At 47.4% G+C, this 13,596-nt stretch carries 13 protein-coding genes; 5 read left to right on the top strand and 8 right to left on the bottom strand.

Annotated features, from left to right (window positions below; translation table 11 throughout):
* Positions 1–2 precede the first annotated feature (2 nt).
* Positions 3–923, bottom strand: coding sequence for a glycine--tRNA ligase subunit alpha (glyQ, locus tag RH46_RS13505; protein WP_006880038.1), 921 nt, complete (start codon positions 921–923; stop codon positions 3–5).
* Between the two features lie 442 nt (positions 924–1,365).
* Between glyQ and RH46_RS13510 the strand changes: the two genes are divergently transcribed.
* Together RH46_RS13510 and RH46_RS13515 are read left to right on the top strand one after the other, a co-directional pair.
* Complete coding sequence (locus tag RH46_RS13510; protein ID WP_006880039.1) at positions 1,366–1,920, top strand: TMEM165/GDT1 family protein; 555 nt, start codon at positions 1,366–1,368, stop codon at positions 1,918–1,920.
* A gap of 161 nt (positions 1,921–2,081) precedes the next feature.
* Positions 2,082–2,342, top strand: a complete 261-nt coding sequence (locus RH46_RS13515; protein ID WP_006880040.1) for a hypothetical protein — start codon at positions 2,082–2,084, stop codon at positions 2,340–2,342.
* A gap of 48 nt (positions 2,343–2,390) precedes the next feature.
* Here the strand turns inward: RH46_RS13515 and tusA are convergent, their stop codons facing one another.
* Positions 2,391–2,639, bottom strand: coding sequence for a sulfurtransferase TusA (gene tusA / locus RH46_RS13520; RefSeq protein WP_006880041.1), 249 nt, complete (start codon positions 2,637–2,639; stop codon positions 2,391–2,393).
* Positions 2,640–2,773: 134 nt separating this feature from the next.
* Here tusA and RH46_RS21825 point away from each other — a divergent pair, with 134 nt between their 5' ends.
* Positions 2,774–2,965 (top strand): hypothetical protein, encoded by a 192-nt coding sequence (locus RH46_RS21825; protein ID WP_071985918.1) that lies wholly within the window; start codon positions 2,774–2,776, stop codon positions 2,963–2,965.
* 155 nt (positions 2,966–3,120) lie between these two features.
* The gene (locus tag RH46_RS13530; protein WP_006880042.1) at positions 3,121–4,062 is read left to right on the top strand and encodes a LysR family transcriptional regulator; all 942 of its coding nucleotides are present in this window, start codon (positions 3,121–3,123) and stop codon (positions 4,060–4,062) included.
* A gap of 60 nt (positions 4,063–4,122) precedes the next feature.
* Here RH46_RS13530 and acuI read toward each other — a convergent pair whose 3' ends face one another.
* The 6 genes from acuI to ilvG form a co-directional block, all read right to left on the bottom strand.
* Positions 4,123–5,103: an acrylyl-CoA reductase (NADPH) gene (gene acuI, locus RH46_RS13535; RefSeq protein ID WP_006880043.1), complete on the bottom strand. Its 981-nt coding sequence runs from the start codon at positions 5,101–5,103 to the stop codon at positions 4,123–4,125.
* 202 nt (positions 5,104–5,305) lie between these two features.
* Entirely contained in the window at positions 5,306–6,835 is a 1,530-nt protein-coding gene (gene ilvA / locus RH46_RS13540) for a threonine ammonia-lyase, biosynthetic (RefSeq protein ID WP_006880044.1), read from the bottom strand.
* 3 nt (positions 6,836–6,838) lie between these two features.
* The gene (gene ilvD / locus RH46_RS13545) at positions 6,839–8,680 is read right to left on the bottom strand and encodes a dihydroxy-acid dehydratase (protein WP_006880045.1); all 1,842 of its coding nucleotides are present in this window, start codon (positions 8,678–8,680) and stop codon (positions 6,839–6,841) included.
* A gap of 12 nt (positions 8,681–8,692) precedes the next feature.
* A complete protein-coding gene (gene ilvE, locus RH46_RS13550) occupies positions 8,693–9,640 on the bottom strand; it encodes a branched-chain-amino-acid transaminase (protein WP_006880046.1) in 948 nt (315 codons plus the stop codon).
* Between the two features lie 11 nt (positions 9,641–9,651).
* Positions 9,652–9,936: an acetolactate synthase 2 small subunit gene (gene ilvM / locus RH46_RS13555; protein ID WP_006880047.1), complete on the bottom strand. Its 285-nt coding sequence runs from the start codon at positions 9,934–9,936 to the stop codon at positions 9,652–9,654.
* Between the two features lies 1 nt (position 9,937).
* Positions 9,938–11,584 carry an acetolactate synthase 2 catalytic subunit gene (gene ilvG, locus RH46_RS13560; RefSeq protein WP_006880048.1) on the bottom strand — a complete coding sequence of 549 codons (1,647 nt, stop codon included), beginning with the start codon at positions 11,582–11,584 and terminating at the stop codon, positions 9,938–9,940.
* 476 nt (positions 11,585–12,060) lie between these two features.
* Here ilvG and RH46_RS13565 point away from each other — a divergent pair, with 476 nt between their 5' ends.
* Entirely contained in the window at positions 12,061–13,584 is a 1,524-nt protein-coding gene (locus RH46_RS13565; RefSeq protein ID WP_006880049.1) for a YifB family Mg chelatase-like AAA ATPase, read from the top strand.
* Positions 13,585–13,596: the final 12 nt, after the last annotated feature.

The following is a 13,596-nucleotide window of genomic DNA, read 5'->3' on the forward strand; positions in this document are numbered from 1 at the left end:
GATTACTTCTCCTCATCCTTTTTACACATTGGGAAGCCTAGAGCTTCACGTGACGCGTAGTACGCTTCTGCAACCGCTTTAGTTAGGTTACGGATACGTAGGATGTAGCGTTGACGCTCAGTTACCGAAATTGCCTTACGTGCGTCTAGCAGGTTAAATGCGTGACCTGCTTTAAGGATGCGCTCGTACGCTGGTAGAGGAAGTGGCTTTTCAAGCTCAAGTAGCTCTTTACACTCTTTCTCACACTGCTCAAAGAAGCTAAATAGGAAATCTACATCGGCGTGTTCGAAGTTGTAAGTTGATTGCTCAACTTCATTCTGGTGGAAGATATCACCGTAAGTTACATTGCTACCGTCTGGTGCTACGTTCCATACCAGGTCGTAAACAGAGTCTACTTCCTGAATGTACATTGCCAGACGTTCGATACCGTAAGTGATTTCGCCTGTAACAGGTTTACACTCAAGACCACCAACTTGCTGGAAGTAAGTAAACTGAGTGACTTCCATACCGTTTAGCCAAACTTCCCAACCAAGACCCCATGCGCCAAGCGTTGGGTTTTCCCAGTTGTCTTCAACGAAACGAATATCGTGCACAAGTGGATCGATGCCAAGAACCTCAAGAGAGCCTAGATACAACTCCTGAATGTTGTCTGGAGAAGGTTTTAAAGCCACTTGGAACTGATAGTAGTGCTGCAGACGGTTCGGGTTTTCACCGTAACGACCATCGGTCGGACGACGTGAAGGTTGAACGTAAGCTGTTGACATTGGCTCTGGGCCAAGTGCACGTAGACAGGTCATAGGGTGAGAGGTGCCCGCACCTACTTCCATATCTAGAGGTTGAACAATCGTACAACCGTTTTGTGCCCAGTAATCCTGCAGCGCGAGGATCATTCCCTGGAAGGTTTTGATATCGTATTTTTGCATAGTAATTCGCGCGATTCTTGTGTCTAAAATTGAGAAAAAATAACAATCAAGTATACCCAGATATTGGGCATGGGAGTAGGGGTAATCTTGACTAATTCATAGGCAAAAATCCCCTTTAATGGAATTTTTCTGCCTTATATAACCAAATTTTCTTAAAAGGGAGTTTATTTGTAGTTTCCTGCTTGAGAAACGGCGATGGTGTCGATAGAATCTCGCTGTCTTTGGGGAGTAGCTTACCTATTTATCAACACTGGGATAGTAGGTTCGTTCGTCAACATAATTGATGCAAAATCATCATGGCGTTCGAGACCGGGTACGACGAATTACAAGCAAAAGCGTCACTCGTGTTTAGCAAGACCTTAGACAAATCATCATGAACCGGGGCGGGGCATGAGGTTTGTCTTTGGTTAAAAATATAATCCCTGCCTCAACTGAGCATGTCATGAGCGTTTTAGCTATCTCTATTACCACCGTCGCACTGGCGGAAATTGGTGATAAAACTCAATTATTATCTCTGCTGTTAGCAAGTCGATATCGCAAACCTATTCCTATTATTGCTGCCATTTTCTTTGCGACAATCGCTAATCATGCGTTAGCTGCCTGGTTAGGTGTGGTTGTAGCAGATTACCTTTCTCCGCAAGTTTTAAAGTGGGTGCTGGTGGTCAGTTTCGTCGCTATGGCTGCCTGGGTTTTGATTCCCGACAAACTGGATGATGACGAAGAGATTTCTAATCGTGGTCCCTTTATTGCCAGTTTTATTGCGTTCTTCGTTGCTGAAATTGGTGATAAGACCCAAATTGCCACCTCTATTCTGGGTGCTCAATACGCGGATGCACTGACCTGGGTAATTCTCGGTACCACGATTGGTATGCTACTGGCGAATGTGCCTGTGGTTCTGATTGGTAAGTTATCTGCTGACAAAATGCCGTTGGATCTGATTCGCAAAGTGACGGCCCTGTTGTTTATTGCGTTGGCGACGGGTGCAGCTATCTACTAAAAAACATCGCAGAATATGGTGTTAAATATCAACAACTCGCACCGATATTGCGTTAGTTCAAACTCTGACTTTAGTTCGCTCTGAGACGTGATCGCTGACATATTAGTGTCATACTTGTCATGGTAATTTAACCATGTGAATGATAGCGAGAGGGCGAGATGATGCTTACACGTTATATGGGGATGACCCCGAAGAGTCAGAGTTACTTATTCACCTTTGGCCTGGCATTGTGTTTGTTAGCGATGGTGCTTACAGATATGTGGTTACCGATTGTTGCTGGCACCTTCATTTTAACCGGATTGACGGTTGAAGCTTGGATTCGAGTTGCCCACATCATACCGATGCATGAAGAGATGCGTGCAATGAGAAAGCAGATTAATAAACTTCAGGCTGAAGTTCACACCATAGAATACGACGAATAAAACAACGGCTGCCCAGGGCAGCCGTTTTTGTATCTATTGCCAATGGCTTTACGCCATGCCTTTCTTGATCAGGTACAGATACGGCAGTTCTTCCGTCTGCGAACCGATTAACTGATGATCCATAAAGCGGCAAAAGCTTGGAATATCACGAGTAGTCGAAGGATCATCCGCTTTTACCAGCAGTACTTCACCATCTTGCATGTTGCGAATTGTCTTCCTGACCATCATCACTGGCTCTGGGCAGCGTAATCCTTCCGCCTCTAACGTTTTGTTGGCCTGTTCTGTATTGATTGTCATGGTCGTGTCTTTGGTTACTAAATTTGGCCTAGATAATACTAGTGAAGAAAAAATATTCAATAACCCCTTGGCAAACGGATCAATTTGTTTTAACTTAGTTAACAAGTTGGTAACATTTAAACAGGAGAGCAAGTATGTTGACAGCATTAGATCGGCTAACAATCTATTCCGTGCTGTGCTTTATCTCTTTCTGCGCACTTGTTTTACGTTCACCAGCCGAATCGTCGTCGTTTATGCCTCTACTCGGCATGGGTGCGACGGTGGTAGGGATTTGGCTCGAGATGCATCGCTGGCCGAGCGCATCTGAAGAGCAAGAGAATGGATGATAGCGCTTCCAACTGTTATCCGTTTTTTATCACTACGCTCAACTACATTCCGACACTATCCCCAGTTTTCTTGGGCTTCCCCGCTGAAAAGCGGGATTTTTTTTGCCTGAAAAAGGTACAATTACACCATACCTTATTAAAAATGGTGGTTTAACGTGGAATTAGAAGACATTTATCGCCGTGATCTAAGCTTGCTTGTCGCCCTTCGTGTACTTATCGAAGAGTGCAGTGTTAGCAAGGCGGCTAACCGTCTCAATCTCAGCCAGTCGGCGATGAGTCGGGTATTGGGCCGCTTACGGGAAATGCTTTCTGATCCACTCTTTACCCGTCAGGGGCAACATCTTATTCCAACCCAGAAAGCATTAGAAATCGATCGCTCTCTCGGTGAGCCGTTGGAATCATTGCGTCAGTTGCTCTCCCCACTAGAATTTGAGCCTAAGAGCTGCGATCAGACTTTCAGTATCGCGACCACAGACTATGCGATGCAGACTATCTTGCCGTTTGCTCTGCCACGAATCTATCAAGAAGCGCCAAATGTGTCGTTTAACTTCTTGCCGCTACAGCACGACAGGCTCGCCGATCAACTAACCTATCAAGGTGCAGACTTGGCGATATGTCGTCCTATTGGTCCTGTCGAGCCATTACGTAGTGAAATCCTTGGTCGGGTGGGAGTTTTGTGTTTGTTATCAAAACAGCATCCACTGGCAGATCAGGAGATGAGTCTGGCGGATTACCTCACTTATCCTCACGCGATGATAGCAATCAGTGATGGGGTTAAAGCGTTAATAGAGCAAGCCTTGGTGGATCAGCCGAAACGAAAGATGGTGTTACGTGCATACCATTTAGAAGCCGCGTTAGCGATCGTTGATACCATGCCGATCATTATTACCGTACCAGCCGACTTAGCTTATCTGGTCGCAGAGCGCTATGACTTAGTGATAAAACCGCTGCCGTTCCAGTTTACGCCGTTTGATTACTCTATGATCTGGCATCCACGTTGTGAGCACTCTCCTGCTCAGGAGTGGTTAAGAGGGATTGTTAAAGAAGAGTGTAGCCGCTTAATTGCCAAGCGGATTGAAGACATTGGTTTAGATTAAAACCTCTCAATAAAAAAACAGCCAGCATTACAGGTGCTGGCTGTTTTTATTTGTCTGTAGTTATAGCTTGATGACGACTCGGCCTGTTACCTGACCATTGGTGATGTCTTCAGCGTATTTTGGTGCTTCAGCCAGTTCCACTTCAGTACATGCTTGTTCGAAGTAGCTCTCTGGTAGTAGCTCAACCAGTTTTTCCCATGCCGCGATGCGCTTCTCTGTTGGGCACATAACGGAATCCACACCTTGTAGGCGAACGTTACGCAGAATAAATGGCATTACTGTTGTTGGTAGGTCGAAGCCGCCTGCCAGACCACACGCTGCTACAGCGCTGTTGTAATCCATCTGAGCAAGGACTTTTGCCAGCACTTTGCTACCAACGGTATCGACCGCACCAGCCCAGATCTGTTTTTCTAGTGGGCGTGCTGGTTCTTCAAACTCCACACGGTCGATAATGCGGCTAGCACCAAGCTTCTCTAGCAGTGGACCATTCTGTTCAACGCGACCTGTTACTGCCGCAACTTTGTAGCCCAATGTTGCCAATAGTGATACTGCCACAGAGCCTACGCCGCCACTTGCACCTGTTACAAGTACTTCACCATCTTCAGGTTTGATACCAGCATCAAGTAGCGCCTGAACACATAGCATGCCAGTGAAGCCTGCCGTGCCTACCATCATCGCTTTTTTGCTATCCAGGCCTTTTGGTAGTGGGACTAACCAGTCTGCTTTTAGACGCGCACGTTGAGCCATGCCACCCCAGTGGTTTTCACCTACACCCCAGCCTGTTAGTACGACTTTATCGCCAGCTTGGTAGCGGTTATCTTCAGAGCTAACCACAGTACCTGCCAGATCGATACCCGGAACCATAGGGAAGTTGCGGATAATTTTACCTTTACCAGTGATTGCTAAACCGTCTTTGTAGTTTAGTGATGAGTAATCAACATCAATCAGTACTTCACCTTCTGGCAGTTGCGCTTCATCGATCTGTTCGATAGTTGCGATAGTACGTTTGTCTTCTTGGTTTAGAATCAGTGCGTTAAACATAGGTGGTCTCCACAAATAGAGCAGCAATTTAAAAACTGCATATGAGTGTAGACCTAAAATGGATATGACTAAAATGAAACTTTAGCATTATATCTATGCGTATCACGCATTTTGGCTAAAGATTAACAAACTACGGAATTCAGTAGGGACTGATCAAAGAAAAAGCCCTTAATCCAAAAGGTTAAGGGCTCGCTATTCAGACTTATGAAAGGAAGAACTTGTAGGATGGATTATCCGTTTCATCTTTACATCGGTAACCCAACTCACGCAGGTGAGCTGAGAAACGAGTCAGATCGCTTTCATCAAGCTCAAAGCCACATAATACGCGACCATAATCGGCCCCGTGGTTACGGTAGTTGAATAGACTGATGTTCCAATGAGTACCTAGTGTGCTCAAGAACTTAAGCAGTGCCCCCGGATATTCTGGGAACTCAAAGCTGTATAAACGCTCTTTTAACGGCTTGGATGGCTTACCACCAATCATGTAGCGAATGTGCAACTTAGCCATTTCATCGTCTGATAAATCGACGACTGGATAGCCACCTTCACGCAGGTCATGAATGATATGGTCAAGTTCGTCCTGACCTCCTTGCAAGCGAACACCGACGAAGATGTTTGCCAGAGAGTCATCGTTGTAACGGTAGTTAAACTCGGTGACCGCTCGGCCACCAATCAGGTTACAGAACTCAAAGAAGGCGCCCTGACGTTCAGGGATAGTGACCGCCAGCAGACCCTCACGTTTTTCGCCTAGCTCGCAGCGTTCAGAAACATAACGCAAACCGTGGAAATTGGTATTGGCTCCAGATAGAACCGTACTCAGGTTTTTGCCTTGAAGTTGGTTTTGCTCTGCATACTTTTTCAGACCAGCCAGAGCAACCGCTCCAGATGGTTCAGCAATCGCACGTGTGTCTTCAAAGATATCTTTTACAGCGGCACAGATTTCATCACTGGAGACCGAGATATGCCCATCGATGTACTTTTGGCAAAGACGGAAAGTTTCGTCACCAATGCGTTTTACCGCAACACCATCGGCAAACATGCTCACTTGGTCAAGAACGACGGGTTCTCCAGCATCAAGTGCTGCTTTCAGACATGATGAATCTTCTGGTTCAACCGCTATCACCTTAATTTCAGGCATCAACTGTTTTACTAACACCGCTATACCAGCGGCAAGGCCACCGCCACCAACAGGGACAAAGATGTAATCTAAGTGTCCGTTCTGCTGCAGCATTTCCATACCAATGGTGCCTTGACCAGCAATGACCAATGGGTGGTCAAAAGGTGGCACAAAGGTATAGTTGTTCTCGGCCGAAAGGCGCTCAGCTTCAGCTTTTGCTTCATCAAAGTTGTTGCCATGAAGAACGACGTTACCACCAAAGCTACGTACCGCTTCAACTTTGATATCCGGCGTTATCTTCGGCATAACAATGGTGGTTTTAATACCAATCTTTGTGCCTGACAGTGCCATACCCTGAGCGTGGTTTCCTGCCGAAGCTGCTATAACACCTGCCGCTTTTTGTTCTTCTGTCAGGCTCGCCAGCATATTGTAGGCGCCACGCAACTTAAACGAGTGCACTGGCTGACGATCTTCACGCTTGATTTGTACGTTGTTGCCAATGCGTGCCGCAAGGCGAGGCATTTCCTGAAGTGGCGTTACCGTTGCCACTTCATAGACTGGGGCTCTTAAGATCTGGCGCAGATAATCCGCGCCAGTTTGGTTAGTCAGAGTCATAAGCTAGTCCTCTAGCTTTGATTTATCTCGTACTGCACCTTTGTCAGCACTGGTCGCCATACTTGCGTAAGCTTTTAGTGCAAATGAAACTTCTCGTTGACGATCGACTGGTTTCCAGCCTAGTTCATCTTGTTTCGCACGGCGCTCAGCAAGTTCCTGTTCAGATACCTCTAGGGAAATTGAACGGTTTGGAATATCAATTGCGATCATATCGCCTTGTTTCACCAGACCAATTGCGCCGCCGTTTGCTGCTTCAGGTGAAGCGTGACCGATAGACAGACCTGATGTACCGCCAGAGAAACGACCGTCAGTCAGAAGTGCACACTCTTTGCCTAAGCCCATAGATTTCAGGTAAGTGGTTGGGTAAAGCATTTCCTGCATACCCGGACCACCTTTAGGACCTTCGTAGCGAATAACAACCACATCACCCGCTTTTACTTTACCGCCTAAGATGCCTTCTACTGCATCTTCCTGGCTTTCAAACACAACCGCAGGACCCGTGAACTTATGGATGCTTTCATCCACACCAGCTGTCTTAACAATACAGCCATCCAGTGCGATGTTTCCTGATAGAACCGCTAGACCACCCTCTTGGCTAAAGGCGTTATCTTTAGTACGGATACAACCTTCAGCGCGGTCGTCATCAAGGCGATCCCAACGACAATCCTGAGAGAATGCCTGAGTGGTACGGATACCAGCAGGACCTGCGCGGAAGAACTTTAATACCTCTTCATCTTCGGTCTGGATGATGTCGTACTTCGCTAGCTGCTCTTTCATTGAAAGACCAAGAACGGTGCGTGCTTCGTTGTGTAGCAGGCCTGCACGGTCAAGTTCACCAAGGATAGCCATTACACCACCAGCGCGGTGTACGTCTTCCATATGATATTTCTGGGTTGATGGTGCAACTTTACATAGGTGTGGAACCTGACGAGATAGGCGATCGATATCTTCCATATCGAAATCCACTTCACCCTCTTGTGCTGCCGCCAGCAGGTGCAGGATAGTGTTAGTTGAACCACCCATTGCGATATCAAGTGCCATCGCGTTTTCAAATGCGTCAAACGTTGCAATGTTGCGTGGTAGTGCAGATTCGTCATCTTGCTCGTAGTAACGACGTGTCAGTTCAACAATGCGTCGACCTGCGTTAAGGAATAGCTGCTCACGGTCTGCGTGAGTTGCCAGCATAGAGCCGTTACCTGGCTGAGAAAGGCCCAGGGCTTCAGTCAGACAGTTCATTGAGTTAGCTGTGAACATACCTGAACATGAGCCACAAGTCGGACATGCGCTACGCTCGATTTGCTCACTTTGCTCGTCTGATACTTTCGGGTCTGCACCCTGAATCATCGCATCAACAAGGTCAAGCTTGATGATTTGGTCCGAAAGCTTAGTTTTACCCGCTTCCATCGGACCACCAGATACGAAGATGACTGGGATGTTCAGGCGCATAGAGGCCATTAGCATCCCTGGTGTGATTTTGTCACAGTTAGAGATACATACCATGGCATCGGCACAGTGCGCGTTAACCATGTACTCTACTGAGTCGGCGATAAGTTCACGCGACGGCAGTGAGTAAAGCATGCCGCCGTGACCCATTGCGATACCGTCATCGACCGCGATGGTGTTGAATTCTTTTGCAATGCCGCCGGCTTTTTCGATTTCTCGTGCGACTAGCTGACCCATGTCTTTTAGGTGTACGTGGCCAGGTACAAACTGAGTAAATGAGTTCACTACAGCAATAATTGGCTTACCAAAATCTTCGTCTTTTACGCCAGTTGCGCGCCATAGGGCACGAGCACCTGCCATGTTGCGGCCGTGAGTGGTGGTTGCTGATCTATATTTAGGCATTTTACTACTTCCTTATTTTGCCGGAGCGTTCTCTGGGTAAACGTAATCTAGCCAACCCCATTTATCTTCAGTGGTACCATTGAACAGGCCAAAGTAAGCTTCTTGTAGCTCTTTGGTAATTGGACCGCGTTTACCGCTTCCCACTTCAATCTTATCGATAGTTGCAACAGGAACGACTTCTGCTGCTGTACCAGTCATAAACACTTCATCTGCAAGGTAAAGTGCTTCACGTGCAATATTTGCTTCACGAACTTCGTAACCGCGATCACGAGCAATCGTCATGATTGAGTCACGAGTAATACCAGGCAGGATTGCGCTGGTTGCTGGTGGTGTTGTGATAACGCCATCTTTAATAACAAAGATGTTTTCGCCGGCACCCTCTGACAGGTAACCATCAACACTTAGTGCAATACCTTCATCGTAACCGTGACGACGAGCTTCACCACCTACCAGTAATGAAGACAGGTAGTTACCACCTGCTTTTGCCGCTGTTGGGATTGTGTTCGGAGCTGCACGATTCCAGCTAGAGATCATGGCATCTACACCTTTCTCTAGTGCTTCTTCACCCAGGTAAGAACCCCAAGGGAATGCAGCAATGATCAGGTCCATTTCTGTGCCTACAGGAGGACATACGCCCAAACCTACATTACCAACGAAACCAAGCGGACGAATGTACGCGCTGTCGAGTTTGTTCTGACGCAGTGTTTCACGCGTCGCTTCCATGATTTCTTCTACGCTGTATGGAATAGGGAAGCGGTAGATCTTGGCTGAATCTTTTAAACGCTTGGCGTGCTCAAGATGACGGAAGACAATTGGTCCATTTGGTGTGTTGTAGCAGCGTACGCCTTCGAATACAGAAGTGCCGTAGTGCATAGCGTGAGTCAAAACGTGTACGTTTGCCTCTGCCCAAGGAACCATTTCACCATTAAACCAAATGTAATCTGCTGTTTTTGTAGCCATTATTGCCTTCCTTATGCACAAATCTTTTGTTGTAAGTTGTTATTTGGTAATTCATCTCGCGCGATTTGCGTAACTTCAACGGTGCGTACGTCCCAGAGTTTCTCGATCTGATTAGTCAGGAATGAGATCGGGCGGTCGCTATCAACGATGATTTCTACGCTGGCGATTTTGCTTTCGTGGTTTTGAGTTCCGGCCACTTGTCTTACGGTGAAGCCGCGGTGACGAACAACGCGAAGAACACGTTCTAACAGTACGGGTTTGTCGTCTGCTTTAATGTCGATTAAGTATCTTTCCATTTTACGTGTTCTCCAGCATGTCATTGTTTGATGCACCAGGTGGTACTAGTGGCCAGACGTTCTCTTCCTCATCGATTAAAACATGAAGAAGGTATGACGTGTTACTTTCTAGCATCTCTTTTAGCGCTGGCTCAACTTCTTCTTTTTTGGTGATGGTTTTACCAGGAATATCAAAAGCTTTTGCTAGCATTACAAAGTCAGGGTTGTCGTCTAAGATCGTCTCGCTGTGGCGACCATCAAAGAATAGTGATTGCCACTGACGAACCATACCTAAGCGTTGGTTGTTAAGCAGAACAATCTTCACAGGGATCTGACGGCGTTTTAGTGTGCCCAGCTCCTGAACGTTCATCATGAACGAACCATCACCTGTAATAAGGATAGATTGATCACCCGGGCGTGCCACTGCTGCACCCATAGCTGCAGGAAGGCCGAAACCCATAGTGCCAAGGCCAGCTGACGTGATGAAGTTTTGTGGATCGCGTGGTTGAATATGCTGCGCAGCCCACATCTGGTGTTGACCTACGTCTGTAGAAACAATCGAGCTATCTGGCATCAGGTCGGAAAGCTGCTTCAATAGACCCGGAGCATAAATCAGCTCACCCGGGTGGTCATAACGCCATTTAAATCCGCTACGCAGGCTTTCACTATGTTTAACCCAAGGCGTGATGTCTTGAGTGAGTTCTAAATGAGGAAGAACAGCTGGGATTTCACCACGAACTGGAGCATTAGCCTGGCGCAATTTATGGATTTCGGCAGCGTCGATGTCGATATGGATAACTTTGGCATTGGGAGCAAAAGTATCGAGCTTACCTGTCACACGGTCATCAAAACGTGCACCAACAGCAATCAGAAGGTCACACTCCTGAACAACAAGGTTGGCAGCTTTGGTTCCGTGCATACCTAGCATGCCCAGATAGTGTGGGTCATGACGTTCAATAGTGCCTAAGCCTTTCAGCGTACTCACTGATGGCATTGGGTTAAGGCGCAGGAATTCGCGAACCGCATCAGTAGCGTGACCAAGCTGAACACCGCCACCAACGTAAAGTACCGGACGAGAGCTTTGTGATAGAAGGTCCTGAGCCTTAGCGATCGCATCAAGGCTTGCGACTGGCATTGCTGGAGGAGTAAATGGCGGTAGTACATCTACAGGAGCCTGACCTAGCTGGACATCTTTAGCGATATCGACAATGACCGGGCCTGGACGACCTGTTTTCGCTACTTCAAACGCTTCCGCCAATGTTGGCGCCAGCTCGTTGATATCAGTAACCAGGTAGCTGTGCTTGGTACAGGACAGCGACATACCAATGACGTCCATCTCCTGAAATGCGTCGGTACCAATGTGAGAACTTGCTACCTGACCTGTGATTGCGACTAATGGAATTGAATCCATAAAAGCGTCCGCCAGACCTGTAACTAAGTTTGTTGCTCCCGGACCTGAAGTCGCCATACATACTGCGACATCCTGGGTCGCGCGCGCCATACCAATTGCAGCCATTGCTGCACCTTGTTCATGACGACAGAGGATATGTTCAACGCCACCATCATATAGGGCGTCGTATATCGGCATTATGGCACCACCAGGGTAACCAAAAACGGTTTTAATTCCTTGCTGTTGTAGAGCAGCTACGACTAGCTCTGCACCTGTCATCGTCTACCCCCTTGGCTATCCATATCTTGATGTTGTGTTGTGTTGCACGTCATGTGCGCTCCCATTCTTCCTGCAAGCTCTATTGTTGAGCTTTAAATTTATGTCAGCCAAATTTTTCAGCGTACTAATTGTAAAAAACCCCCGGACTTTGCAGTGCGGGGGTTTTTTCTATTCTGTGGTTATCTTTCGCCCACTAGACCCCGCGCGGTGTCAATAATGACCACGATAATCAGGGCAATCAGTGCGTTAGTGCGGGCGTTGAAGTTCATCTTTATTTCTATAGTTATGTGTGCCTACTAGGGCACGAAAATGTTTGCGTCTCTAGTGGTAACATACATTTCCGTTAAATGACAAGCAAAAACTCATTCTTTTTTCACATTCTTTCAGCATCTAGCCAAGCTATATAACAACCTTGATAAGAAAATGAACTAACTATCAGGGGGATAAATAATGACCAGCCAAAAGACGGATTCACTATGGGATTAGCGATTGTTCATAGCCGGGCCTGTGTTGGGGTCGAAGCACCATCGGTGACGGTTGAAGTACACATTAGTAACGGCATGCCCGGTTTTTGCCTGGTTGGGTTACCGGAAACCACGGTCAAAGAGTCACGTGATAGGGTGCGCAGTGCCATTGTCAACTCACGCTTTGAGTTCCCGCCTAAGCGAATCACCGTTAACCTCGCTCCAGCTGACTTACCTAAAGAAGGTGGTCGCTTTGACCTTCCGATTGCGTTAGGTATTTTAGCGGCGTCCGATCAGATTCCGACCGCAGCTTTATCAGATCAGGAGTTTATTGGAGAGTTAGCGCTTTCCGGCCAGCTGAGATGCGTTAAAGGTGTCTTGCCTGCCGCTCTGGCTGCCAATCGCGTCCAACGTCGCCTTGTCGTTCCTGACCAGAATGGCGATCAAGCCGCGTTAGTTGGAGCGGACAGACACAAGTCCGCGCAAAGCCTGCTTGAGGTGTGTGCTGACCTATGTGGCCAGAAATCACTGTCACTTCATCAAACGAATCAGGACTATAGCCAGAATGATTTGCAGCGTGATATGCAAGATATTATTGGTCAGCAACAGGGCAAGCGAGCGTTAGAGATCGCTGCCGCTGGTAATCATAACTTGTTGTTTTTAGGGCCACCGGGCACCGGCAAAACCATGCTTGCCTCAAGGCTGTGTGATTTATTGCCTGAGATGTCTGATCAAGAAGCGTTAGAAACGGCCTCGGTAGCATCACTTACTCAGCAAGAGATTAATGCACACAACTGGAAGCAGAGACCTTTTCGGGCTCCTCATCATACAAGCTCGATGGCTGCGTTAGTCGGCGGCGGATCTATTCCACGCCCAGGGGAGATTTCCTTGGCGCACAACGGCTTACTCTTCCTTGATGAGATGCCAGAATTTGAGCGTAAAGTATTAGATTCTCTGCGTGAGCCGTTGGAGTCCGGAGAAATTATTATTTCTCGTGCGCAAGGAAAAACTCGTTTTCCCGCCCGCTTTCAACTGGTAGGTGCTTTGAATCCTAGTCCAACCGGTTACTACGAGGGCAATCAGTCGCGCGCCAATCCACAGACTATTTTGCGTTACTTGAGCCGTCTATCAGGACCATTGCTTGATAGGTTTGACATGTCGCTTGAGATCCCGGCGTTACCAAAGGGGACATTAGCTGAAGGCGGTGATCGCGGTGAAGCAACAGCTGTTGTTAAGCAGCGAGTATTGCAGGCACGAGAAACAATGCTAGCGCGAAGCAGTAAGGTCAATGCGTTACTGGGAAGCAGAGAAATAGAAGATTATTGTCCGCTTAAAAAGCAGGATGCGCAGTTTTTAGAAGAGGCGTTGCATCGTTTAGGGCTGTCTATTCGTGCCTATCATCGCATCATTAAAGTGGCGCGGACCATTGCTGATCTGGAAGGAGCACAGGATATAGAACGTAATCACTTGGCAGAAGCGCTGGGCTATCGTGCGATGGATCGATTGCTACGCCAGTTAACGGCACAATCGGTATAGTGAAAAGCCCGT

This window comes from Vibrio brasiliensis LMG 20546 (assembly GCF_000189255.1).
Taxonomy (GTDB): domain Bacteria; phylum Pseudomonadota; class Gammaproteobacteria; order Enterobacterales; family Vibrionaceae; genus Vibrio; species Vibrio brasiliensis.